The 24,599-nt window shown below is 38.5% G+C and carries 23 protein-coding genes; 17 read left to right on the top strand and 6 right to left on the bottom strand.

Features of this window, described 5'->3' with window-relative positions:
- Positions 1-59 precede the first annotated feature (59 nt).
- The 6 genes from EP1_RS01745 to EP1_RS01720 all read left to right on the top strand — a co-directional run bounded on the left by EP1_RS01745 (position 60) and on the right by EP1_RS01720 (position 6,104).
- Positions 60-1,595 carry an ABC transporter permease/substrate-binding protein gene (locus EP1_RS01745; protein ID WP_067622414.1) on the top strand — a complete coding sequence of 512 codons (1,536 nt, stop codon included), beginning with the start codon at positions 60-62 and terminating at the stop codon, positions 1,593-1,595.
- Complete coding sequence (locus EP1_RS01740; protein WP_067622410.1) at positions 1,596-2,546, top strand: ABC transporter ATP-binding protein; 951 nt, start codon at positions 1,596-1,598, stop codon at positions 2,544-2,546.
- 2 nt (positions 2,547-2,548) lie between these two features.
- Complete coding sequence (locus EP1_RS01735) at positions 2,549-3,874, top strand: dihydrolipoyl dehydrogenase family protein (protein WP_067622405.1); 1,326 nt, start codon at positions 2,549-2,551, stop codon at positions 3,872-3,874.
- Positions 3,875-3,948: 74 nt separating this feature from the next.
- Positions 3,949-4,638 carry a hypothetical protein gene (locus EP1_RS01730; protein WP_067622402.1) on the top strand — a complete coding sequence of 230 codons (690 nt, stop codon included), beginning with the start codon at positions 3,949-3,951 and terminating at the stop codon, positions 4,636-4,638.
- Between the two features lie 4 nt (positions 4,639-4,642).
- Positions 4,643-5,551: a sce7725 family protein gene (locus tag EP1_RS01725; RefSeq protein WP_067622399.1), complete on the top strand. Its 909-nt coding sequence runs from the start codon at positions 4,643-4,645 to the stop codon at positions 5,549-5,551.
- Positions 5,544-6,104, top strand: coding sequence for a GNAT family N-acetyltransferase (locus EP1_RS01720; protein ID WP_245630573.1), 561 nt, complete (start codon positions 5,544-5,546; stop codon positions 6,102-6,104). The genes EP1_RS01725 and EP1_RS01720 overlap by 8 nt, the downstream gene beginning before the upstream one ends.
- Here EP1_RS01720 and EP1_RS01715 read toward each other — a convergent pair.
- A complete protein-coding gene (locus EP1_RS01715) occupies positions 6,084-6,626 on the bottom strand; it encodes a guanylate kinase (protein WP_067622396.1) in 543 nt (180 codons plus the stop codon). The genes EP1_RS01720 and EP1_RS01715 overlap by 21 nt on opposite strands.
- 66 nt (positions 6,627-6,692) lie before the next feature.
- Here EP1_RS01715 and pbp4 point away from each other — a divergent pair, with 66 nt between their 5' ends.
- From pbp4 to EP1_RS01680, 7 genes are all read left to right on the top strand, one after another.
- On the top strand, positions 6,693-8,717 hold the full coding sequence (gene pbp4, locus EP1_RS01710) for a penicillin-binding protein PBP4(5) (protein ID WP_067622393.1): 2,025 nt from the start codon (positions 6,693-6,695) through the stop codon (positions 8,715-8,717).
- A 55-nt stretch (positions 8,718-8,772) separates the two neighbouring features.
- Complete coding sequence (locus EP1_RS01705; RefSeq protein ID WP_067622390.1) at positions 8,773-8,955, top strand: hypothetical protein; 183 nt, start codon at positions 8,773-8,775, stop codon at positions 8,953-8,955.
- A gap of 213 nt (positions 8,956-9,168) precedes the next feature.
- A complete protein-coding gene (locus EP1_RS01700) occupies positions 9,169-10,206 on the top strand; it encodes a DUF1002 domain-containing protein (RefSeq protein ID WP_083507468.1) in 1,038 nt (345 codons plus the stop codon).
- Positions 10,207-10,425: 219 nt separating this feature from the next.
- Positions 10,426-11,274, top strand: coding sequence for a hypothetical protein (locus EP1_RS01695; RefSeq protein WP_067622381.1), 849 nt, complete (start codon positions 10,426-10,428; stop codon positions 11,272-11,274).
- The gene (locus EP1_RS01690) at positions 11,275-12,309 is read left to right on the top strand and encodes a hypothetical protein (protein ID WP_067622378.1); all 1,035 of its coding nucleotides are present in this window, start codon (positions 11,275-11,277) and stop codon (positions 12,307-12,309) included. It abuts the gene before it with no gap.
- A 284-nt stretch (positions 12,310-12,593) separates the two neighbouring features.
- The gene (gene asnB / locus EP1_RS01685) at positions 12,594-14,474 is read left to right on the top strand and encodes an asparagine synthase (glutamine-hydrolyzing) (RefSeq protein WP_067622375.1); all 1,881 of its coding nucleotides are present in this window, start codon (positions 12,594-12,596) and stop codon (positions 14,472-14,474) included.
- Between the two features lie 435 nt (positions 14,475-14,909).
- Positions 14,910-16,796: an endonuclease MutS2 gene (locus EP1_RS01680; RefSeq protein WP_067622371.1), complete on the top strand. Its 1,887-nt coding sequence runs from the start codon at positions 14,910-14,912 to the stop codon at positions 16,794-16,796.
- A gap of 186 nt (positions 16,797-16,982) precedes the next feature.
- Here the strand turns inward: EP1_RS01680 and EP1_RS01675 are convergent, their stop codons facing one another.
- Positions 16,983-19,082, bottom strand: a complete 2,100-nt coding sequence (locus tag EP1_RS01675; RefSeq protein ID WP_067622368.1) for an LTA synthase family protein — start codon at positions 19,080-19,082, stop codon at positions 16,983-16,985.
- A 465-nt stretch (positions 19,083-19,547) separates the two neighbouring features.
- On the opposite strand from EP1_RS01675, the gene EP1_RS01670 reads away from it, so the two are divergent.
- Positions 19,548-19,895 (top strand): carboxymuconolactone decarboxylase family protein, encoded by a 348-nt coding sequence (locus tag EP1_RS01670; RefSeq protein ID WP_067622365.1) that lies wholly within the window; start codon positions 19,548-19,550, stop codon positions 19,893-19,895.
- Between the two features lie 535 nt (positions 19,896-20,430).
- Here EP1_RS01670 and EP1_RS13260 read toward each other — a convergent pair.
- The 4 genes from EP1_RS13260 to EP1_RS01655 all read right to left on the bottom strand — a co-directional run bounded on the left by EP1_RS13260 (position 20,431) and on the right by EP1_RS01655 (position 22,458).
- Positions 20,431-20,661 carry a hypothetical protein gene (locus EP1_RS13260; RefSeq protein ID WP_083507467.1) on the bottom strand — a complete coding sequence of 77 codons (231 nt, stop codon included), beginning with the start codon at positions 20,659-20,661 and terminating at the stop codon, positions 20,431-20,433.
- A gap of 52 nt (positions 20,662-20,713) precedes the next feature.
- Positions 20,714-20,860, bottom strand: a complete 147-nt coding sequence (locus tag EP1_RS13255) for an Rrf2 family transcriptional regulator (protein WP_245630575.1) — start codon at positions 20,858-20,860, stop codon at positions 20,714-20,716.
- A gap of 201 nt (positions 20,861-21,061) precedes the next feature.
- Entirely contained in the window at positions 21,062-21,673 is a 612-nt protein-coding gene (locus EP1_RS01660; RefSeq protein ID WP_067622359.1) for a hypothetical protein, read from the bottom strand.
- Positions 21,674-21,834: 161 nt separating this feature from the next.
- Positions 21,835-22,458, bottom strand: a complete 624-nt coding sequence (locus EP1_RS01655; RefSeq protein ID WP_067622356.1) for an NAD(P)H-binding protein — start codon at positions 22,456-22,458, stop codon at positions 21,835-21,837.
- A 232-nt stretch (positions 22,459-22,690) separates the two neighbouring features.
- Between EP1_RS01655 and EP1_RS01650 the strand changes: the two genes are divergently transcribed.
- Genes EP1_RS01650 through EP1_RS01640 form a run of 3 tightly spaced genes read left to right on the top strand, consistent with a single transcriptional unit; the run spans position 22,691 to position 24,551 of the window.
- Positions 22,691-23,488: a bifunctional hydroxymethylpyrimidine kinase/phosphomethylpyrimidine kinase gene (locus tag EP1_RS01650; RefSeq protein WP_067622352.1), complete on the top strand. Its 798-nt coding sequence runs from the start codon at positions 22,691-22,693 to the stop codon at positions 23,486-23,488.
- Positions 23,485-23,979, top strand: a complete 495-nt coding sequence (locus EP1_RS01645; RefSeq protein WP_067622349.1) for an ECF transporter S component — start codon at positions 23,485-23,487, stop codon at positions 23,977-23,979. The genes EP1_RS01650 and EP1_RS01645 overlap by 4 nt, the downstream gene beginning before the upstream one ends.
- A gap of 32 nt (positions 23,980-24,011) precedes the next feature.
- On the top strand, positions 24,012-24,551 hold the full coding sequence (locus EP1_RS01640; RefSeq protein WP_067622347.1) for a TIGR01440 family protein: 540 nt from the start codon (positions 24,012-24,014) through the stop codon (positions 24,549-24,551).
- Positions 24,552-24,599: the final 48 nt, after the last annotated feature.

Below are 24,599 nucleotides of genomic sequence, written 5' to 3'. Positions count from 1 at the left end.
TGTCTCATTTTTTGATTAAGTTATAATGAGAACAGGTCATATTTTTGAAAGGACAGTTTATGAATGAATTAATCCACACCTTCAATGAACGGAAGGCTGATTTGCTAACGGCAATCCTTGAACACTTAGTCATTTCTTTAAGTGCTTTATTGATTGCAGTCGTGATTGCGATTCCCTTGGCGATTCTTCTAAGTCAACGAAAAAAATTAGCAGAAGTTGTTTTACAAATCACCAGTATTTTACAGACGATTCCCTCTCTTGCTTTGCTGGGGCTCTTGATTCCCTTTGTTGGGATCGGCACTGTGCCGGCCTTGATTGCATTAGTCGTTTATGCTTTATTACCGATTTTTCAAAATACTTATATCGGTCTCTCAGAGATTGATCCTTCAATTGAGGAGGCGGCGGATGCATTCGGGATGTCAAGGATCCGAAAATTAGTACGGGTCGAGCTGCCAATGGCCATGCCAGTGATTATCTCTGGGGTCCGAACAGCGGCAGTCTTAATTATCGGAACGGCAACGCTGGCCGCTTTAATCGGTGCTGGCGGATTAGGGACCTTTATCTTGTTGGGGATCGACCGCAATGATCCTAGTTTGACCCTGATTGGTGCGATCAGCTCAGCGCTGCTGGCGATCATTTTTAGTACGTTGATCCGTTTCCTGCAAAATCGCAGTGGGAAAACCACATTAATTGTTTTAGGTGTGATCGGGTTAAGTATTGGCGGTATCTTCTTTGTTCAAAATAATCCGATGGAGCAGGAGACTGTGACCATCGCGGGGAAATTAGGCTCTGAACCCGATATTTTGATCAATATGTATCAAGCAGTCATTAAAGAAGAAGACCCATCCATCAAGGTAGAATTGAAACCGAATTTCGGTAAAACAAGTTTTTTATTTAGTGCGATAAAGAGTGATCAAATTGATATTTATCCTGAATTTACCGGAACAGTCTTAGAAAGTTTGGTTAAAGTTCCTGAAAACACCCCCGATGATTTATCCGCTAAAAAAACCTATCAAGAGGCGAATAAATTATTAAGTGCTCAATTTGAAATGCGTTTATTAAAACCGCTGGCTTATGAAAATACTTATGCATTAGCTATGAAGAAAAGCGAAGCTGAAAAACGGGGAATCACTAAAATTTCTCAGCTGCAAGGCCAACAAGCTCAATTAAAAGCCGGTTTCACCTTAGAATTTATCGATCGGCAGGACGGTTATCGTGGAATTCAAGAAAAATACGGCGTGAATTTGAGCTCGGTTCAAAGTATGGAACCGGCACTGCGTTATCAAGCAATCAATAATGGCGACGTTGATGTGATCGATGCTTACTCAACCGATAGTGAGATTAAACAGTATGATTTAGTGACTTTAGCAGATGATCAACATCTTTTCCCGCCGTATCAAGGTGCTCCCTTAATGAAGAAGGAATTTGCGGATAACCATCCAAAAGTTGTTAAAGCTTTGAATCGTTTGGCTGGAAAAATCACAGAAGATCAAATGATTGAGATGAACTATCTGGTGAACGTCAAGAAACAACAGCCGAAAAAAGTGGCCCATGACTTCTTGGTGAAAGAAAAAATCATTAAGGAGGGAAAATAGATGGAACCCATTATTGAATTTAAAGATGTCAGTAAAGAATTTGAAGGAAACCTCGTCTTAAAGGATCTCAACTTTTCAGTACAAAAAGGCGAAATATTTGTTCTTGTCGGTCCTTCCGGCAGTGGTAAGACGACTTCTTTAAAAATGATCAACGGACTGATTGAACCGACGGATGGTAATCTTTACTTTAAAGAAAAAAGAATCAAAGATTACAATATTCAGAAATTACGTTGGCAAATCGGCTATGTTTTACAACAGATTGCCTTATTTCCAACGATGAGTGTCAAGGAAAATATTGAAGTCATCCCCGATATGTTGGGTTGGGACAAAGAACGCCGCGGTCAACGAGTCGATGAATTATTGCGGGAAGTCGATATGGAACCCAAGCAGTTTAGAGATCGAATGCCTAGTGAATTGTCTGGTGGTCAGCAGCAACGGATCGGGATTATTCGTGCTCTCGCCTCAGAGCCGGATATTGTTTTGATGGATGAGCCATTTAGTGCGTTGGATCCCATTTCACGTACTAGCTTGCAAGATCTTGTTTTAAAACTGCATCAAAAGTTAGGTAATACGATAATCTTTGTGACTCATAATATGAAAGAAGCCATGAAGTTAGGCAGCCGGATCGCCGTGATGCACGAAGGCAAGTTGATTCAATGCGATACGCCAGAAGAGATCCAAAAACATCCGGCCAATCAATTTGTTGAAGAATTCTTCGATGAAACGACTGACGAAGTCTATACCCAGACCTTAGAGGTGTTATACAACGGGGGCTATTATCAAAAAAATTGCCCCGCTGAGACGCTCCACAGTTTGGCGGTCGATGCTCGTTTAAGTGAAGTTTTTGATCTACTGGCTGAGCAAGAAGCTTTTGAACTCAAAAAAGGTGATAAGACGCTTGGTTGGATCAGCCGTGGAGACGTCTTTCGTTATTTAAGTCAGGAGGAGTAAGAGTGATAAACTATGACGCAATCGTAATCGGTAGTGGGCCAGCAGGCAATTCCGCTGCCTATGGTCTGAAAGCTCAAGGCAAAAAAGTTGCGGTGATCGAATCCGATTTATGGGGAGGAACTTGTCCCAACCGTGGGTGCGATCCAAAAAAACTGCTGATGAGTGGCGTGGAGGCACAGAAACGAATTGAAACACTAGTGGGAAAAGGCTTTGAAAAAACACCTAAGATCATTTGGGAAGATCTGATGGCTTTTAAACGCAACTACACTGATTTTGTTCCTCAAAAGACAAAAGCTGGGCTAGATGGGGCAGAGATAGACCGTTATCAAGGACAAGCAAGTTTTATTGATGCTCATCAAATAATTGTGGATGATCAAATACTAACTGCAGAGCAATTTTTGATTGCGACTGGTCAGCGTCCAGCGGTGTTGCAAATCGACGGACAAGACTTATTGCAAAGTAGCACAGACTTTCTCGCGCTAGAACATCTACCTAAAAAAATTACTTTTATCGGAGCCGGCTATATTGCCTTTGAATTGGCCGTGATTGCTAACGCCGCTGGTTCAGAGGTTCATATTATTCATCATAATGATCGGCCATTAAAAGAATTTGATCAGGAATTAGTAGAGGCTTTAGTTCAACATCTGGAAGAGTCAGGCATCCAGTTTCATTTTAATATAGAGACCAAAGGGATTGAGTTAATGCATCCCGAGTACCGTATTATTGGAAAAGATTTTGAATTAGTCACGGACTTGGTGATTGGTGCTACGGGACGCGTGCCGAATGTTGAAGGATTGAATCTGGAGAAAGCCGGTGTGGCTTACGATAAAAGAGGAATTCAGGTCAATGAACAGCTCCAAACGACTCAAAGCAATATCTTTGCGTGCGGCGACGTCATAGCTAAAAGTCAACCAAAGCTTACCCCAGTGGCTAGTTTTGAAGCAGACTATGTCGTTCAAGCCATGCAAGCGCCAGGAGCGGAAATCATTTACCCCTTGATTCCGACGATCGTTTTCGGCGATCAACGTCTCGCCCGAATCGGCTTAAGTGAACGAGCTATTGCGACTCAGGCTGAGAAATATCATTCAAAGACGCTTGATTTGTCGGGCTGGTACACTTATCGCCGAATCAACGACCAAGGGGCCAAAATTAAATTCGTTTATGATGAAGAAGAACGAATTGTAGCAATCACTTGTTTGAGCCAGATAGCAGATGAGGTCATCAACTATCTCTTGCTTATCTTGACTAAAAAAATGTCTCACGAAGAAGTCGAAAAATATATTTTTGCTTATCCGAGTCCAGCCAGTGATCTTTCATATTTTGTTTAAAACAGAGGGCAACCTCTGTTTTTTTTATAGCGAATATGCTAAAGTTTACGAAAATACGTTCCCATGGTGAGATTATGAAAACAACATTGACACAAGAAATAGAAAAGGCCTTGTATTATTATTGCCTTGAACTGGGGGCGATCGTCGTTGAAGAAGTGACGATGCCTGATGAACAAGGAATCGTTGATACGCTGGCTTGCTTTTTTAAACCAACGAGCCGAGAGTGGCGCTGCTATGAATTAAAAGTCACCAAAGCCGACTTTTACTCAAAGGCGAAGCTTTCCTTTATTGGCCAGTACAATTATTATGTATTGACTGAAGAATTATATGAAAAAGTCCAAAATGAGATTCCTAAAGAAATCGGTGTCCTTATTTATCGTCCTTATACAGAAGCGGTCACGGAACTTCCGGCTAAAGGCACCTTTTTTATCGCAAAGAAACCGCTGAAAAGAGAATTGCAAGTTTCTGAGGACGCTTTGCTTCAACGATTCATGGCCTCCTTGTTCCGAGAAGTCCAAAAAGCAAAAAAAATGTCATATGGCACTAGCTTTTTCCCAACTGATCAACTGTATAAAGAATTGCGCCGCCGCTTAGCTGAAACGGACAGTTTACAGGAAGAAAACTATTATCAACGCTTCATTACAGATGTCCAGTCTGCTAGAATTGAAAGTTTGGAAGAAGAACTACGAGCCTTGGAGCAAGATTATGAATTTCTACGTCAGCAAAGACAGGTACGTCGTCGCCCGACGGAACCATTGGAGTGATTCGATGTATTATCCATATATACGAGGGAAACAATTTGATTTATTAGCAATAAATAGTTTGATTAAAGAGCAGCGCTGGTCGAAAAAAATCCGACCGATCATTGAACCAGTCCGTGATTCTGCCACCCTAAAAAAAACAATTGAGCTCTTTGATAAGAATACTATGATTTGCTATTTAATCACTAATCCACAAGTAGGCAGTGCGAAATTATTTGAAGAAAAGCGGTTCACCTGGTCTCTGGAGCTGGAATCTAGTGTAAAAAAAGCCGAGATTGTCACTAAAGACAATCCTTTTCAAGGAGAGCTTTATGTTTTTAACGCACAATCGCCGAGAAAAAAAGAATTATTGGCTATCAAGGACCACAATTTAGCCGTAATCCCCGATCAAGGTCGATTTAGAATTTTAGCAGTGCCAAATAAAATTTTACTCAGAGAAGCTTTTCAACCACAAAAACAGGTTGCAGATTATGCAGAAAAAGCGGATGATTTTTATAGTGATGAACACCTTTATTTATCAGAGGAAATCACAGGATTTAGTGATTATACGATTGAGGGCAGTCGCTATTTTGACAAAGGCGGACCAAGTAAAGCGATAACGATTCATATCACTTATTTTGATGCCTATCTTAACTTGCGAGTGAAGCATTTTGTGTCCGATAGTAATGAAACAGCCAAAAATCAAGGTGAGAAATTCTTTGAAGCCTTGCAGAAATTAAGTGAATGGTATTCTCGCAATCAAGATCAATTACTATTGACTTTAGGCTTACACGAGTTATTACAATATCAAGAAACTAGAAAATTCCCTGGTTTAGGAACCATTAAAAAGTGGTCGTTAGCCCATCACTTAGAATTAATTGGAGCTTTTTTAGAGCGCGGGGATCATTGGCGGAGAGGATGGAGAAACATTGGGTAGCCCAGATAAAACAGGAAATCCAAAGCAAGAATTTGCTTTGCGCAGAAGTACCGAAGCAGACGTAGCCCCAATAGGAATAATCATTAACGAGGCAAAAGAATATTTAAAAGAACAAGGTTCGCCTCAATGGCAAAATGGACATGAGCCGCATAAGGCTGTTATTCAGACAGATATTCGAAAAAAAGCCAGCTATGTGCTGACTTTAAAAGATGAAATTGTCGGTACCGTTGCGTTAATCACTGAAAAGGATCCTGTTTACGAAGCAATCGAAGGAAAGTGGCAAGGAAGAGATCCAGATCCTTATGTTGCGTTACACCACGTTGCAATTAGTCAAAGCTATCGCGGCATCGGATTGGGCAAAATACTTTTAAAAAAAGCTATCAAGCAAGCACAGGATTTAGGTTACGGAGATATTCGAATTGATACTTATCCAGCCAATCAACCAATGCTCAAACTGATCGAAGAACTGGGGTTTACTTATCGCGGAATGGTTTATTTCCCTTTTGAACACGGTGAACGGAAAGCCTTTCAGTTAATTCAACGCGTGCCGTAACTGTTCTAACATCGCTTCCAATGATTGTTCCCCATCGATTTCAATCAGATTTGGAAATTTTTTTAAACGCGCCAGATTCTTTTGGTCTTCAGCAAAAATAGCTAACCGCCGTTCCAACTCTTCCACTGAGGAGCGTTTTTCAAGTCGTTTGATTAGTGTTTCTTTGGAAATATTGATCCAGATCGGGACCATCTGGTCACCAAAAATACGTTGGAGATTGATGAAGCCAGTCGTAGTGATTGGATCGTAACAGTCATCAACTAATAGTGCGGCTTCCAGAGTCGCTTTGGCGATACCATAAAAATTTTGGTCATAAACATCATATTCAGCAAATTGATCGGCTGTGATCATTTGTTTGAACTTTTTTTTCGATATGAAATAGTAATCACGACCATCAACTTCTCCTTTACGGGGAGTACGGGTGGTATAGGAGATTACTTTTTGCTGAGGAGCAAAGGCTTTTTCAGCCAAGCTAGTTTTTCCAGAACCGCTTGGTCCAATAAATAGATAGCAATGATTCATATTTTTTACACATCCTTTTTTACAGTATAAAGAAAGAGGAGAAAAGAAGCTAGGGAGGATCTCGTCATGAAAAGAAATACACGTAATAATCAACAATTGAGTAAACTGCCGATCCTTATTATCGGCGTTATTATTTTAGTAATCGCCGGATTTTTCGGTATTCGTTCCTATCAAGCAAACCAGCTTAAACAGCAAGGAGCAGCAACGGTTGAAGCCTTTGTAAAAAGTTTACAAAAAGGTAAGTATACTGCTACAACAAAACATTTATCCGCTAGTTCACTTAAATCCAGCGGTTTTTCAAAAGAACAGGTTGCAGAAAAGTATCAATCAGTTTTCACAGGAATCGGCGCTTCCAACATCAAAATGAAAGAGCTGAAGATCGAGCAAAAAGATGGCAAAAATCATTTTTCCTATCAGTTGTCATTGAATACCGGTTTTGGTCAGCTTAAAAATCAAAAATATACAGGAACGCTTTCTGCTGATGGTAAAGCAATCAATTGGGCACCTAATTTGATTTTTCCTGGTATGACCGGTAAAGATAAAGTGGCATACTCAATCGATCCGGCGACTCGTGGCGAGCTTTTAGATCGCAACGGACAAGGCTTAGCAACAAACGGCACCCTTCAGCAACTAGGCGTGGTCCCTAAAAATCTTGGAACAGGCACAGAGAGAACAGACAAAGTTGCGGCAATTGCTAACAGCTTAGGCCTTACAGCAAAAGATGTGGAGAATGCTTTAGGACAAGCTTGGGTCCAAGATGATTTTTTTGTTCCCTTAAAAACGACAGCAGAAGCACCGACAGAGATTCCAGACGGCTTAGAAGTGAAGGCAGTCACTGGTCGTACGTATCCTTTAAAAGAAGCAGCAGCCCAGTTAATTGGCTATGTTGGTAAAGTGACTGCTGAAGATCTGAAGAAAAATGCAGATTTGGCCAGCGACAGTTTGATTGGCCGCAGTGGCTTAGAAATGGCTTTAGACAAGCAGTTGCGGGGAAAAGATGGCGGATCGTTAGTAATCACTGACAGTCAAGGAACTGAGAAAAAAATCTTACAGCAAGTCACGAAAAAAGATGGTGAAAATATCAAACTGACCATCGACAGTCGGGCGCAGCAGATTGCCTATAATGGCTTGAAAGATCATGCCGGTTCTAGTGTGGTGATGGCACCAAAGACTGGAGATTTACTAGTAGCCGCTAGCTCGCCAAGTTTTGATCCGAATAAAATGACCAACGGCATCAGCCAAGCTGACTATGATGCCTACAGTAATGATGAAAATCAACCTTTCATGAGTCGCTTTGCGACCGGCTACGCACCAGGCTCCACCTTTAAAACCGTGACGGCGGCGATTGGCTTAGATGCAGGTACACTAGATCCTGACGAAGCGTTAACCATCAATGGGTTGAAGTGGCAAAAGGATAGTTCATGGGGTTCTTATCAAGTTACGCGGGTAGCCGATGTCAGTCCGGTCAATTTGAAAACAGCATTAGTTTACTCTGACAATATTTATATGGCGCAAGAAACTTTAAAAATGGGCGAAAAAACTTTTAGGGCTGGTCTGAACAAATTTATTTTCGGGAAAACATTAGATTTGCCGATTGCCATGGACCAAGCTCAGATTTCAAACAAAGGCAGCTTTGACTCAGAAATTTTATTAGCGGATACTGGTTACGGACAAGGCCAATTGCTGTTGAACCCAATCCAACAAATCACGACTTATTCGGTTTTTCCTAATAAAGGGACTTTAGTCTATCCTAAATTATTAGCTGACCAAGCGACTAAAGATAAAAAAACGGTCATTAAAGCCAGCTCCGCTGAACGAATCACCAGTGATATGCAGGCGGTTGTTACGGATGAAAACGGCACAGCTCATAATTTGGCAGCCTTAAATATTCCGTTAGCCGCTAAGACCGGCACGGCGGAAATCAAACAAAAACAAGATGAAAAAGGACAAGAAAACAGTTTCTTGTATGCCTTTGATGTCGAGAAACAGAATTACTCTGTTGTTGAATTTTTAGAAAATAAGCCGGAAGGAACTTCTGCTACGGATCTTTCTAAAGATTTGTTGAGTTATTTGCAACAAACCTATCAATAAAATACTTGTCTGAATAGCAGATGCTTGGTAAGATATCCAAGAAGGACGGTGTCTTATGAACAAACGACAACGAAAAAAACGAGTGTACAAACAATATATTCGAGCAATCTTTGAAGGCTACGAACAAATGTTGGAGGATCCTAGCATCAAAGAATTGCAGTTTAGCTATTTAAAGGAAACGACTTATTTAGAACGCGATGCGCAAGATAAGATTCATTTCACGACGAAAGAACAATAGCAGCCAAAAAACTTCTCAGCAGCTCTTGCTGAGAAGTTTTTTTTAATGGAGGGCCTGAAGCATAAAAGGAGGGGACTAGCTTCCGTCTTAAGTCTGAAAAAATAGTTAAGAGATTCTTAGTTTCGTAAATAATTTTTTAAAGAGAAGGGCTTTAATGCAGCAAATACGGCTAAATCAGCTAAAATGAAGGTATCAAGAAGTAGGAGGGAACTTATGAAACTTCATAAATATATTTTGTTAGCAGGACTAGGACTATCATTAGGGGCCGGTTTAGTCAGCCAAACAAAGGCCTATGCTGATTCCAATGACGAAGCAATCAATGAACGCTGGGGGAAACCGACCTTTGTCGCTGGCGCCGGTTTGAATCAGCAACAATTAGATGAAACGATGAGTGAATTAGGAATTAATCAAGATAGCGTCAAAATGGAACAAGCGACAGGTGCTGATTTAGTCAAATATCTAGGTTATGGCAGTGGAGACGATAGCGTTATGTTGAGTTCAGTCGTTGTGAACCGGGAAGATCAAGGGAAGGGGATCAATGTCAAAATTCTGACGCCACAAAATATTACCCAAATCACAGCAGATCAATATAAAAATCCATTAGTAACAGCGGGGATCACTGATGCAACTGTCAAAGTTGCGAGTGTCGTAAAAGTAACTGGCGAAAGTGCTCTAACCGGAGTTTATAAAGCCTTTGAATCAAATGGTGAAACAGTCGATCCCGAACGGGCACAATTGGCTCAAACGGAATTAGATACGACATCTGATATTTCACAATCCGTCGTTAATAAAGCTAACGAACAAAGTCAGAACCAAAATTTATCTGACAGCGAAAAAGAAAAAGCGGACGAAGCCTATAAGGCTCAATTAAACCAAACTTTAGTTGACATCAAAAAAGACTTGGCGGATTTAAAAGAGCGACAAGGTGAGTTGGCAACTAAAGAAGATGTCGAAAAAATCGTCAATGATGCCTTAGAAAAAAATAATTTATCCCAATATGTTACAAAAGATGACATTAATAAATTAGTCTCTTTGGCCCAGCAGTACCAAACAACGGATGGTGTCTTGGACAAAGAATCGATTCAACAACTAGATAAAATCAGTGATGATTTTAAAGGAACAGTCAATAAAGTATCTGATCAATTAGGTAAATTTGGAGATTCCCTTAAAGGCACCTTAGAAGATAACCAAGGATTCTTTGCCAATCTATGGCAGCAAGTCAAAGATTTCTTTAGTAATTTAACTAAATAATGAAAAAGATTGTGTCAATTTTTGCAGATAGACACAATCTTTTTTGCTTTCAGTGGTAGTTTAGACTTATCATTAGGCGCTTGCTAGGTTAAAATAGAAGAGTGAGTTGTCAATTTTAGTGGGAAATTGTTGGTAATATCCGTTCTGAAATTGGAACAAAACAACATTTATGGGTATATTTATTATATAATTATTTAAAAAAATAAAGGAGGGTCTTAAATGGAGACTCCAGAGAAACAGGAAGAAATTCAAACTGAAGCGTCATTAGATTCAGTAAAGGAATCTGCTTCCGATGTGTTAGGTGGGTTGATGGGTCAGCTGAAGCGTTTGGAAGAAGCGATGAAGGCTGAACACATGGGAGATGTGTATCAGATCTACTGGAATGAGCTGCCCGCTTCGATCCAACAATCTAGCAATGCTAACCATGAAATCGATAATTTTTTGACGAGCAAACTAGATACGGAGATTCAAAAGACGTTCCCATTCATGATTATGTGTGAAGTGGTTTCACCGGTTTTGCTAAATTTTCAATTGGGAAGCTACTATCGTGAACGCACGGTTATCCAAGTCGATGCGACTCAACCGACGATTAAAATACTACCTGAAATTCGTGAACAATGGGAAAAGGCACTAAAGGGCGGTTATAAAGAACAATTATCAGCCTTGCAGGACCAACAGGATAACTTTGATGCGAAGACGATTGCCGCTCAATCAGAATTGCGTGAAATTGACGGACAAATGAAGCATCAAGAAAAACTTAAAGCGAATCTAGAAGAAACGAAAACCTTTATGAATCGTAAAAAGATCGAGGAAGAAATTGAGGGAATCGATCAAAAGATCCAAGAATTGAAGCAGCAACGCAGCCAATGGACTCCTTTTATCGGCGATCAATTATCAGGCGAATCACAAAAGATTGAATTAGCAAATAAAATTGCCAGCCTTTCATTAGAACAAGCGATTGCTTTAAAAGAATTACGTTTGATCAATAAACGGTTCGGTGGACTCGAAGAGATGGATGCCGCATTGGACCAATTCATCAAAGATTTTTTGAATAAGGAGGGAGAATAAATGACCGAAGAAAAGAATAAACTTAATCAGATTTATGATTCTTTAGTGGATGCTGAAGATCCGAGTTTGAATATTCGCGAAAAAGAGATTCTTCATCCGGAAGAGACCACTGAAGAAGCTGACAAACCATTACAAGCGGTTCCAAAAACAAAAACGGTTAGTGATTCTTTGCTAAATTATTACGATAACCGTGAAGAAAATTATCAAGATTTGTTACAATTAATCGAAGATGCAGAAAAAGAATTGGCTGATTTGAAATTCAGAAAAATATTAATGGAGTCAGATTTCCAATCATTATTAGACTACTTCAAGAAAATTTTTATTTCAGAAGAAATGAAGGCCTCAGCCATTGCAAGAGGTGCTTTGTTGGAGTACTTCACGTTTGAATTGATCAAACCGTTACAAAGTCATGGATTACAACTTTCAACCAATGAATTTTCAACTTGGGAAAGTAAAAACTTCAATTTGTCTTATCGGTTAGCGAGCACCAACGAAATCAAATTCAGTTTCATGATGCCAACATCCGACGGGAAATTCCGCAATGAAAAAATCAAGTTGATGGAAGTTTTCCCAGAAACAATGAAAGTTACGATTTTAAATGATGCTGTACTGACGTTGTTAAAAGACTGCTACCAAAAGCATATCTATACTAGTGGTCAAAACTCGATGTTTAGTCGTGAGATGAATGATGTTATTGCGCATATGAAAGAACTAGGTTTCGAGTTTGATGAAAACTTACTAGACAATAGTCAGCCGTTAGATTTGGCGATCAATCTTGAGCGGAAAACACCGGTAGACGTGATGGATGCGATTTTTATCACCACCATGAACCACGAGAACTATGATTTCAAAAAGATCGGTCCAGATCATTATGTCGTTGCCTTAGATAGCAAGCAAACCGTAACTATCAAACAAAATCCTGAAGATAAGACAAGCAATTTGAAACTTAATACGGCTCAAAAGAACCGCTCATTGATTGAGTTTTTCGGCAGCTATCCATTCTTAGTGCCCTTGACGATTACAGATAATGAATAATGAAACAACAAGTGTTGCGCCAAAATATTTTGGCGCAGTATTTTTTTATCCAAAAGCCTGTTCAATTCTAAAGCCCTCCAGTTAACGTTTAAATTTTTCGTTTTAGTTTTTAATTACAGCAAAGTCTGAGATAAGAAAGCATTTCTCTTTGGAAAAAATTAATTTTTAGGAGCTTTTTTCATAGTAAATTACGTTCACTCGTGAAAGTCCGTAAATCCTATGATATACTTTGAAAGTTGATATGAAAGAGTATCATTTACCATGTTTGAAAGAGGGTAGAGATTGTGTGTGGAATAGTAGGTTTTATTGACCGTTCAAATACGACGCAAAAAGAACAAATCGTTAAAAATATGATGGATACAATCGTTCACCGCGGTCCAAATAGCGCGGGACAATTTATCGATGAAGGGGCTGCTTTAGGCTTCCGTCGTCTAAGTATCATTGACCTTGAAGGCGGAACGCAGCCGATTAAAAATGAAGACGGTACAAAAATCATTACTTTTAACGGAGAAATTTATAATTATCAAAGTATCCGTGAAGATTTAATCGCTAAAGGCCATATTTTTACAACTCATGCTGATACTGAGGTACTGCTGCATGGCTATGAAGAATACGGTATTGATTTATTACAAAAAATTCGTGGGATGTTCGCTTTTGTGATCTGGGATACCAAAAAGCAAGAATTATTTGGTGCTCGTGATCACTTTGGGATCAAGCCTTTGTATTACACAATCATGAATGGGACCTTTATGTATGGTTCAGAAATCAAGAGCTTTTTACAACATCCCAACTTTGTTAAAGAACTGAACCGCGAAGCGCTGAAACCATATATGACGTTCCAATATTCAGCGCTAGATGAAACTTTCTTTAAAAACGTTTATCGCATCAAAGAAGGTCATTACTTTACTTATAAAGATGGAAAATTAGATATCCAACAATACTGGGATGTCAAAGAACAAGAAACCAATATGACTTTGGAAGAAACCGTTGATTTGATTGATGATACAGTAGTTAAATCTGTTGAAGCCCACCGGATCGCTGATGTTGAGGTTGGTTCTTTCTTGTCATCGGGTGTCGATTCAAGTTACGTAACAGCTGTTTTACGTCCGGAACATTCTTATTCGATCGGTTTTGGCGATAAATCTTACAATGAATCAATCGAAGCAAAAAAATTGGCAGATCTGATTGATCTTAACAATACGTCTCGAGTCGTTACAGGGGACGAAGCTTTCGAATACTTCCCATTGATTCAATATCATTTAGATGAACCAGATTCTAATCCTTCATGTGTTCCATTATATTTCTTAACGGAACTTGCCAGCCGGGATGTCCGGGTAGCCTTGAGTGGAGAAGGGGCTGACGAATTATTTGCCGGCTACCAAGCCTATGGTATGAACACGAAGTCAAAAGTGGTCAAGGTCGTGGCTGAAGGTTTGAAGAAACTACCAAAAGGGATGCGTTACTCAATTGCCAAAGGTTTGAAAGGTAAAACTTTTAAAGGCGCATTGCATTTATATACTTCATTGGCACCAGCTGAAGAATTCTTTATCGGTCAAGCCAAAGTCTTTGAGGAAGATGAAGCCGTATCTTACTTGCAACCGGAATTCCAACAAAGTCCAACGATCAAAGACATTGTTGACGTTCATTACGAAAAAGTTCAGGATATGTCTGAGATCAAAAAAATGCAATACTTAGATATGCACCAATGGATGCCGAAAGATATCTTATTGAAAGCTGACAAATTGGCAATGGCCAATTCATTAGAAGTCCGTGTCCCATTATTAGACAAAGAATTAATGAAAGTTTCTGAGATTGTCCCTACCAAATATTTAATCAATGCTGAAAATACAAAATACGCATTCCGTCAAGCGGCTGCCCGTCATTTACCAGAAGAATGGTACAACCGTGAAAAATTAGGCTTCCCAGTCCCAATTAAAGACTGGTTGCGTGAAGAAAAGTATTATCAAATTGTCCGTGATGTCTTTACTCAAGAGTTCGTTAAAGAATTCTTTGATCAAGACAAAATTGTAAAATTATTAGATGATAATTTTGCGGGAACCGTCGATGGTCGTCGTAAGATCTGGACGATTTATACCTTCTTGACTTGGTACCAAGTGTATTTCATCAATGATGGCGTAAAGCCAGTCCCAGCGACTACTGCTTAATTTTTAGTCAGAATTGACAAATAATTGTCAGCACGTTAGACTATTACTAAGGAAACTTAACAAATTTAATGAGGTGTCTTGGTGAGTGTAGTTATTTAATTTGGAGCAATTTAATAGCGAAAAAATTCTGTGCAAGCAGGCTTATTTCGTATGCCAAATTAGATACCTGTCAAAGCTGACTCTGATCGATATTAGTCTAAGCTGTGAAGAGGAATCTTCACAGCTTTTTTGTCGATTCTGTTGTATATTAAGCTGTTCAATTAACACGTGAGAAAGTCTGAAGCGAAAGGTTCGATCAATTGAATTACCTAGCAATTTTGTTAAAAGATTGTCTTCTTACGGTTATTTTAGGTAATTGATTAAGCTTTGAAGATAAAATCTTGTTAAGTTCCCACTAAGCTTGATAGGTGTCTTTTCAATCGAAAGGACAAAAAAATGAATAATCAAACAATTATAAAAACACAATTTAACGAAATCAAAAAACAACTAACCAGCTATGCCATTAGTAGTTTAGGTAAGAAATTAATTGAAACAAGTCGACCTCATACAAAATTATCGGTTGTTGAAAAACGTTTGACAGAAACAACAGAAGCCAAGCAACTGCTCGAGACCAATCTCCATGTTCCTTTTATGGGGCTGCAAAATATTGAGCATCTTACCAATCAGCTTGAAAAGGGCTTCGTCTTAACACCGCAGGAATTACTGGAATACGCTGATTTTTTACGCAGTTTACGCTTGATCCAGCAATTTTTTGTGAAAAATCAAAGCTTAGCTCCGTTGTTAAGTCGGTACGCACAAGGACTAAGTAATTTCAATGAGATTGAGACAGAAATTTATCAAGTTATCCGTAACGGCCAAATAATCGATAGCGCTAGTCGCGAATTGCGCCGAGCACGGCGAGATATCGCTGAAACGCAAGAAAAAATCCAAGAACTATTAAAGAAGTTTATTCGTCAAAATAAAGAAAAGCTACAAGAAGCGATCATCACCAAACGTAATGATATCTTTACGGTCCCCGTTAAGACGGCTCACAAAAAACAGATCCAAGGGACCATTGTCGAACTTTCTAGTAAAGGGACAACGGCTTATATTGAACCCAGCAATGTCAGCCGGTGGAATGAACAATTGACCTACCACAAAATGGTTGAAGAAGCTGAAGTATATCAAATTTTGGCTTCCTTGACTGGTTTATTGGCGGAATCCTTGCCGTTAATCCAGAAAAATATTGAAGTGATTGCAGAATTTGATCAGATCTTTGCGCGGGGGAAGTATAGTCGCGAATTAAAAGGAATCACGCCTCGGATAAATGCCGATGGATATATTGAGTTGATTGCTGCGAGACATCCTTTATTGGATGATCCGGTTCCTTTGAATTTAACGATTGGCAAGGAGTATCGCGGCTTAACCATTACTGGGCCAAACGCCGGTGGTAAAACGGTCGTCTTAAAAACCGTCGCCTTGATGAGTCTAATGACGATGATTGGATTACAAATTCCAGCGCAAGCGGGAACTGAGATCGCCATTTTTGAGCAAATTTTTGTCGATATTGGGGATGCTCAAAGCATCGAAAATGCTTTGAGTACTTTTTCTGGTCATATGCAAAATATCGCTGAGATCTTACGACAAGCAAGCAAAAATAGTCTGATCCTGTTAGATGAATTAGGTAGTGGCACAGAGCCAAACGAAGGCGCTGCTTTAGCGATTGCAATCATGGAAGAGTTTTATCAAAAGGGTAGTATTCTGATAACGACCACTCACTATGGAGAAATCAAACGTTTTGCTGAACAGCATGCCGATTTTGTGACGGCTGCAATGGACTTTGACGCGGAACATTTAACACCGAAATACCGGTTGTTAATCGGTCAGACCGGAGAAAGCAATGCGTTATGGATTGCCAAAAAGATGGCAATTTCCGAGCAAGTTATCGCTAAGGCTCAGTTGTATTTCACTGAACGAAATTATGCTACCACAAAGAAAAACTTCAAAACAAAAACTCAAAAGCAAACAACAGTAGCGACTGAAGAGACCTATTACAGAGGAGACAAAGTCTTTTTGCTGGAACAACAAAAATCAGCGCTCGTTTACCAAGAGATTCCCTTTACAGATCAACTTGCCGTTTACCTGGCAGATCAGTTTATTGAAGTCCCTAAACGACGGGTTAGACTGGAATACCGAGCCGCGGATCTTTATCCGGCCGATTATCCAGTAGATAATTTATTTGAAGCCTTTGAAATACGAAAAGAACGACGAGATATTGAGCGCGGCTCAAAAAAAGCGCAACGAAAATTGAAGCAGGCAGCTTTAAAAAGAAAATCGAATTAGAAAACATACTTAGAATAGAGGGAAGAATCAGTTGTCACTGATTCTTCCCTCTAAATTCGTCATGGACTATGTAAGAAAAGTGGTCAGCTTCGAGAAGTTTTGGCTTATTTCCGAAGAAGTTATTTTCGGAACACCATATATTCGATAAAAAAGGTATGACAAGATTTTTGTCACACCTTTTTTATCTTATTCATATTGCTGATACGTTTTCGTTTTGTACAAACCGACCGTTGATTTTTGGTTATGATCACTATACAGGCTAGTTGAAGACGCCCCTTTTTGGCGTTCGATGGCTTCTAGCCGGGCCTTTTGTTCTCGATAATCAAAGGTACTTGGACTGATTGGAGTCAAGCCGCTGTCTTGGTAGTAACGTAATAAATCACCATTATTGATTTTATCCGATGTAATCAATTGCTGATCAACCGTTTTATTTAATTCAAGAAAAAGCTTTTCCTGGTCCGCTGTCGGTTCATCAATCACTTGAGCCGTTTGGTTGTCATACATTTTACCGCCATAGAAAGTATATTGCGGCGTAATAAAATCACCATCCCGAAAAGCGACGACTTGCTTGTGTTCAGGTGAGAATAAATCTTGTCCTAGTTGTAAATATTGCTTAGAGTCGACGCCTAATAGGTGTAACAGGGTAGGGAGCGCATCAACTTGACCGCCATAGGTATGATTGATCCCCCCGTTTGTTGCGCCAGGTACGTGGATCATGAATGGTACACGTTGCAATTGAGCATTATCATAATCGGTCCAATTTGCTGAATCTTTGCCTAATAAAGGCGCTAATTCTTTATTTCTAGTATTTGAAATTCCATAATGATCACCATACAAGACAAAAATTGAGTTGTCATAGAGACCACTGGCTTTCATATAATCGAAAAATTCTTTTAAGGCTGTATCTAAGTAATTAGCAGTCGCAAAATAACCATTGATCGTTTCATCCTTAGTATTGGCCAAAGGGAAGCCGTCTTCATCATTTTTGAATTGTGAATAAGGATAGTGATTAGATACCGTAATAAATTTTGCATAAAAAGGCTGCTGCAGATGTTCCAAGTATTGAACCGATTGATTCAAGAATGGTTTGTCGTGCATGCCATATTGGAAAGAATTCTCATCATTAATATCATAATAAGAAGAGTCAAAGAAATATTCAAAACCCAAATGTTTATAGGTTTTGTCGCGATTCCAAAAGGAAGCTGAATGACCATGAAAAACAGCAGACGTATAACCAGCTTTTTGTTTCAAAATATTTGGTGCTGCTTCAAAGGTATTTTTATCACCCATTTGGGTAAATAATGCTCCTTGATTTAAACCAAATAAGGAGTTTTCCATCAAAGTTTCCGCATCAGAAGTTTTACCGGCTTTAACTTGATGGAAAAAGTTATCGAAGCTATACGTGCTTTCTCCGTGATACAGACTATTTAAAAATGGCGTTACCGTGTGAGCCACACCATTTTCATCCGTTAATTGGTAATCGAGCAAAAATTGTTGAAAACTTTCTAAGTGAATATAGACCACATTTTTTCCTTCAGCGATCCCGAACATTGAATCATTCGGTTCAGCGTAGTGACCTTTAACGTAATTTTCAACTTCTTTTAGATCAGTTGGGCTAGCTTCGGCCCGAATTTGGTTGTTTTGATACGTCTGGTAACTATCATATAAAGTAAAGGCATTAACACCTAAATATTTCACTAAATTTTCTCGAGAAAATTGCCGACTCAGTAAACCTGAACGATCGATCTCAGACAGAAAAATATTTCCACTGCCGATTAGTAAAGATAAGGCCGTCAAAGCAGCAGCTTTACGAAAACGCGGATATTCTGGATCTAGCTTTCTTCTATTTTTAAAGAAAAGTAGCGGTAAGATGAACAGATCCACAATATAAACGATATCATACCAGCGAAACAAACGAACGGCGCTTTCCCCTAAACCAGTTGAAACTTGACCAGCTCCAAGCAGGGTATTGATCGTGATAAAATCCGTAAATTCCCGATAATAAACCGCGTTGGAAAATAGCCAAATTGTCAGTATGGCATAAATGACAAACAGCGTTGTATAGGCAACTTTAGGTCGTTTAATAAAAAGGCCTAGGCTAAGTAAGATCATAGAGACACTCAAAGGATTAATGATCAAAATAAAGAATTGCATGAAACTTTGAATCCCTAAGTGAAAATCAACGACATAAGCAAACATATTTTTCAGCCAAAGCAACCCAATCAGCAAACTAAAAAAGCCAATTCGCGTTTGGAAAAACACACTATATTTTTTTAAACGAGACATTTCATGCTCCTTTTAATTATTTTCATATACTTGAATAGTTTATCGGTTTTTAAATAGAAGGTCAAACCAATCTACGCTGAATTGATTGATAATACAGCATTTCTCTTAGCTTTTTAACGGAATATAAACAATTCTTAATAAACATAGCGGTGCTATAACATGAAGATTTTTAAGCCAGCCTAAAACTATACCTAGACAAAAAGCAACGAAAAAAACTTTTTTTAAAAAAATATTTTTCAACTAGTTATTTTAGTTACAGTCTTCAAAATAAAGTGCAGTAAGCCTGTCAGAAATATCGAAAATTCAATAATCAACTTTTACAAGGCTAATAGTAGCAAGTGCTTCTATAGATAGTCTTGTAGTCTTATAAAAAGATTATTATAATTACTTTAAAGCTCGGATGTTTTGATAACGTTTCCTTTGGAGCATGATAAACCGAGACACTAGAATAAAAAGGAGTTTCATATGTCTAAAAAGATTGATTTCCAACGATTAAATCAAGAGAGAACGGATTTAAATGAGTTGCTTAAACAAGAAGATGAGTTCTTTCAAAATTTCGCGAACTTAGAAACTGAGACGTATCAAGCGAATGATGCCCTTGATAAAAAGACGAAAGAACTGATTGGGCTAACGATTTCTTTGACTACACGTTGTGATGAATGTATTATTTATCATTTGCAAGAATGCAAAAAAGCTGGAGTCACTAGAGCAGAAATTATTGAAGTGATTAAATTGGCAATTATCGGCAGTGGTTCAGTTTTGTATCCAAATGCTCGTTTGGCAATCAAAACAATAGACCAATTGGAACTCTAAATTATACTTGAAAGCACTGAACGGATCATTTTCTTTACTTTACAAGACTAAAAAGACAACAAGTTACTAAGCTTAGTTGAATAGAGCTAAGCTTAGTAACTTTTTATAATTTTTTTATTTTAGTTTACATAATATACATTATGCGAAGTTAAATGCTAAGAAAAGAAACATTTGAACGAGTCAGCTTGTTTCTTTTATTTAGTTCTAACGCTCTTGGCTCTCTTACTGTTTGATTACAAATTGTCTGCTTTTTTTAATATTTTTAGAACAATCTGTAATCATTCGTTCGTTTCCAACCGGCTTTGACTAGTTTAAATCCAATTCATACCATGACATGAATTGTTTATTTGTAGTATAAAAAATCTGTTTAAAAGTAGTTGTTAAAAAAATTTTACAGCAAACCATAATTTGACGCATCATGATTCGAATTGTATGTGTTTTAAAAACAAGCTCTTTGATAAATTCGTTTTTTTTGACGAATAAATTCAGATTTACAATCTTTTCATTTATTGGATACTAAATAATAAAATAACTGTTATGACTGATTAATAACACCGCATATCCCAAAATTAGTATCTCGAATGAAGCCCGTATTGGCCTGCGCTATTTCTTCTTGTAATTTTTTTTCAAGCTTGCCAGTATCTAGTATTTTATCCGTAGTAGCACCGCTTTTAATTATTCTTGGAAGCATTATGTTTGTTAACCAAGCCAAGTCACTGCCTGTTTCTGGCGTTTGGATAACTAATTCTTCTTTATAATCTATCACGTCTAATCTAGCTTTTCTAAATAATGAATAGAGTTCTGACCCTATATGAATATTACCACCCTCGTATGTAGATGAGCTTCGCTTTTGATAGCTTTGCCAAAATTTTAGAAAGATAAGAAGATGACACATTGAATCGATTAGATAAATCATGAATGCTCATATTTTGTTTCTTTGAATCATTTTGAACTAAATAGGTCATAACGTGTATCCCCATATTCGTTGCTTTAGTAAAATTCATTTTAAGCCCCTATCAATTAACGACATAATATATCCACAATAACTTTGAAAATAGTTTCTGTCAAGCAAGGTTTACTATTCATCAAGCAGCCTAAGTACGCTATTTCTAATATTCCAAAAGCAAAAAAATAGCCTTTCACGTCATTGATCCATACGCTCTAGGCTATTTTCTAATTTTATTATGAAATGTTTTGAGTCTCTCTAACACACGATTGGATTTTTGAATTTGTGGTTGTTTTTCAGCTTCATTTTGATCTTTAATCAATTTTAAGCCACGATGTTCTGCACGAAAGATATTCCGCTTGATCTCTTCTACTTGCGCTAGCTTTTGCAATGATTCCGGCTCATGACGGAAAAGCTCTTTAGTTTTCCGCAGATGGATTCGTTCGGTAACTTTTTCATCAAAGTAACTCGTTATTACTAGATTGATCACCAAAGCAAGTAAAAGAAAATTATCCGTCACACGAAAATTACTTAGATAATCATTATTAAATAACCACATGACAAAGCAGACTAAGGCGATTGTACTGAATACTTGATAAACCCTCAAAGCTTTCTCTTTTTCAGTTCGATCTGCAAAGTTCGGCTTTGATTCTTGAAATAGAGCGAGATAGAGATTGCGTGCTTCAACAAACTCGGGTTGAGTCTTGTCCGCTGTTTCGTAAGCTTCTTTTTTGGCAAAACCGTGCTTTTTCATATAGTAATTCGCAATTTTTCTTCTTTGAATCATTTGAACCCCCTCTTCGCTAAGATCAGAAATAGTTTGAAGATTCATCAGCTTACTCCTTTTAATTACCGAATTATTAGGTAAGTATGTCTTATTTTATCATTAAGTCACAGGATTGACTAAGAAATAATTTTATATTTTTGTTTGTCAGTGAATTTTTAAAATTGAAAAGCCACTCAGAATAGGCTTTTACTGAGTGGCTGCCTTTTTCAGATTTTTTTTAAGGCATTTGCGATTGGTTCATCCCCGTCGCCCATCAAAATCACTTTTTTAATAGTATTTTGATGCTCCAGTAAGTCAGCCAATACTGTAGCAACATTTTCAATTGAATTTTCTGAAGTTTGTGTAATATTCGTTGTGATTTTCCCGCTACCGGGACTTTCTTTTAAGCTTCCTGGTTGTAGTATTGTATAATCTAAACTAGTTTTGTCCATCAACCAGTGATCAGAAAAGAATTTAGCGATATTGTAATCAGTTAAGGCTGTGCTCCATTTTTCTGGTTGCATAGCAAAAAGCGAACTTAAATGAATGTAACGCTTGATCCCTTGTCGTTCTACTGCTTGCATCAATTTGACTGCACCGTAAAGATCTGTTTGCAACAAATCTTTCCCTCTTGATCCAGCAACAAAATAGACGGCCTCAGCATCTGATAACGTTTCAGCAATTTGGTCGATACTTCCATGAAGATCAAGATGAACTGGTTTTACAGTGTTGTTTGCTTGTAATGTTTCTTCGTGTCTTGCCCCAGCATAGATAAAATGGCCCTTTGCCACTAAATTTTTGATTAGGGCTTCACCTACGCGGCCAGTTGCTCCAGCAATAAATATTTTCATCGAAATGATCCCCTTTCCCACCGCTATGCTAACCTATTTTATTCAGATAAACAACTGATACCCCTCGAAAATTGGATGGGTTATAAAACAACCAATTGGCTGTTTATTTTTTTTAAAACACGTCTATAATTGAAATCATTCATAACAGATTTTGCTCTTTGAACTTTCTGGCAAGTATTCAGAAAGAAATATGGAATCTTATTTTACTTCTATTTGAAATAAGGAGGTTTTTATGGCTAAAACAATTTTGACGATTGCCGGTTCAGATACGCTGGCAGGCGGTGGGCTACAATCCGATTTAAAAACATTCGAAGATTACCAGATTTTTGGCTTAACGGCAATCACTTGTATCGCGGTTGTCAAAAATAATCAGTTTGTCATCAATGATCTACCACCTGAATTATTACAAGATCAATTAGAAACGATTCAGAACTCACTTGATTTGAATGGGATCAAGATTGGGCTCGTTCATGATCTAGACTCATTAACCCTCGTAAAAGAATTTTTACAGCGTTTTAATGGTCCGATTGTTTTAGATCCAGTGATGGCCTTTAAAGAAACTGAACAAGTTTACGGTCAAACATACCGTGAAAAAATGATCGAACTATTCCCCTTGGTAACCATTATTACGCCAAATTTGAAAGAAGCTGAGCTTTTAGCTCGACAAAAGATCACGACACTAGAAGAGATGGAGCAAGCAGCGAAGAAACTCGTCTATCTAGGAGCCCCCGCAGTGGTCATCAAAGGCGGCGAACGTCTAGCTGGTAAAAACGCTTCTGATTTATTTTATGATGGTCGCCAATTTGAATGGTTTTCTAAGCCTAAATTAGCTACCACGACCATTAATGGTGCCGGCTGCACATTCGCATCAGCCATTTCTGCGAATCTCGTTTTAGAAAAACCGCTGTTAACAGCGGTTAAAGACAGCAAAGAATATGTCTATCAAGCAATCAAAAAAGGACTTCCCCTAAAAAATGGTGAAGGAAATGTTTGGTTCGGCGATAGCGTAGAGACGGAGGTTTCAACATGAAAACAAAAGATATGACCAAACTTGCAATGATGGTCGCCTTAACAGTCACGCTCTCCATCATGTTTATTATTCCGGTGCCAGCTACAAAAGGCTTTGTGACCCTCTGTGAAGTCGGTATTTATGCTTCTGCCATGCTCTTTGGTCCTACTGGCGGACTCTTAGTTGGTGCATTAAGCGGCGGCTTGATTGATTTGATTTCTGGCTATCCTGAATGGGCGATCTTTTCGATCATTATCCATGGCATTCAAGGCTTGATCTTAGGCTATTTTTATGCAAAATATCCTAGTCGGAAAGGACTTAGCGGTGGCTTTTTATTAGCCAGTTTATTTATGATAATCGGTTATGCCTTGGCAACCGCGCTATTATATGGCTGGCCTGCCGGTTTAGCCTCTCTACCAGGCAACTGTGTCCAAAATATTTTTGGAATCGCAGTGACCATTCCGCTTTTTCACGCATTGCAAAAAGTTCTACGTCATCCGCAATACAAATAAACAAATTATGATATAGAAAGAAGTTATCTAAAATGGAAAAAGAACAATTACAAGAACAACTAACTACAATTGTCACCGATGTTTTAACAGCTGCTGATTTGAAAGCTGGAGATGTTTTTGTTTTGGGATGTACGACGAGTGAAATTGTTGGGGGCACTATTGGCAAAAATTCTAGTCAAGAAGTTGGCCAGTGGGTCATTGAAAGCCTGAAAGCAATCCTTGATCCTAAACAAATCTATTTGGCCGTTCAAGGTTGCGAACATATCAATCGAGCCGTGGTGGTAGAACGCGCACTTGCTGAGAAAAAGGATTGGGAAATCGTTTCAGTCAAACCTGCCCTGCATGCTGGCGGATCTTGTTCAGTAGCTGCCTTTGAACAATTTAGTGATCCGGTGGAAGTTGAGCATATTGTGGCTCAAGCTGGTGTTGATATTGGTGACACAGCGATTGGTATGCATGTTAAATACGTTCAAGTCCCCGTTCGTCCTTCTATCAAAGAATTAGGTGGTGCTCACGTTACTGCTTTACGTAGCCGGCCCAAATATATTGGCGGACCACGCGCGACTTATTAAGCCACCATTAAGACTCATAAAAAAATCCTGCGAACATTTTTTGTTCGC

Origin of the sequence: Enterococcus pseudoavium NBRC 100491 (genome assembly GCF_001544295.1) — a bacterium.
Classification (GTDB): Bacteria; Bacillota; Bacilli; order Lactobacillales; family Enterococcaceae; genus Enterococcus_A; species Enterococcus_A pseudoavium.
This window is presented reverse-complemented; position numbering and strand designations above follow the sequence as displayed.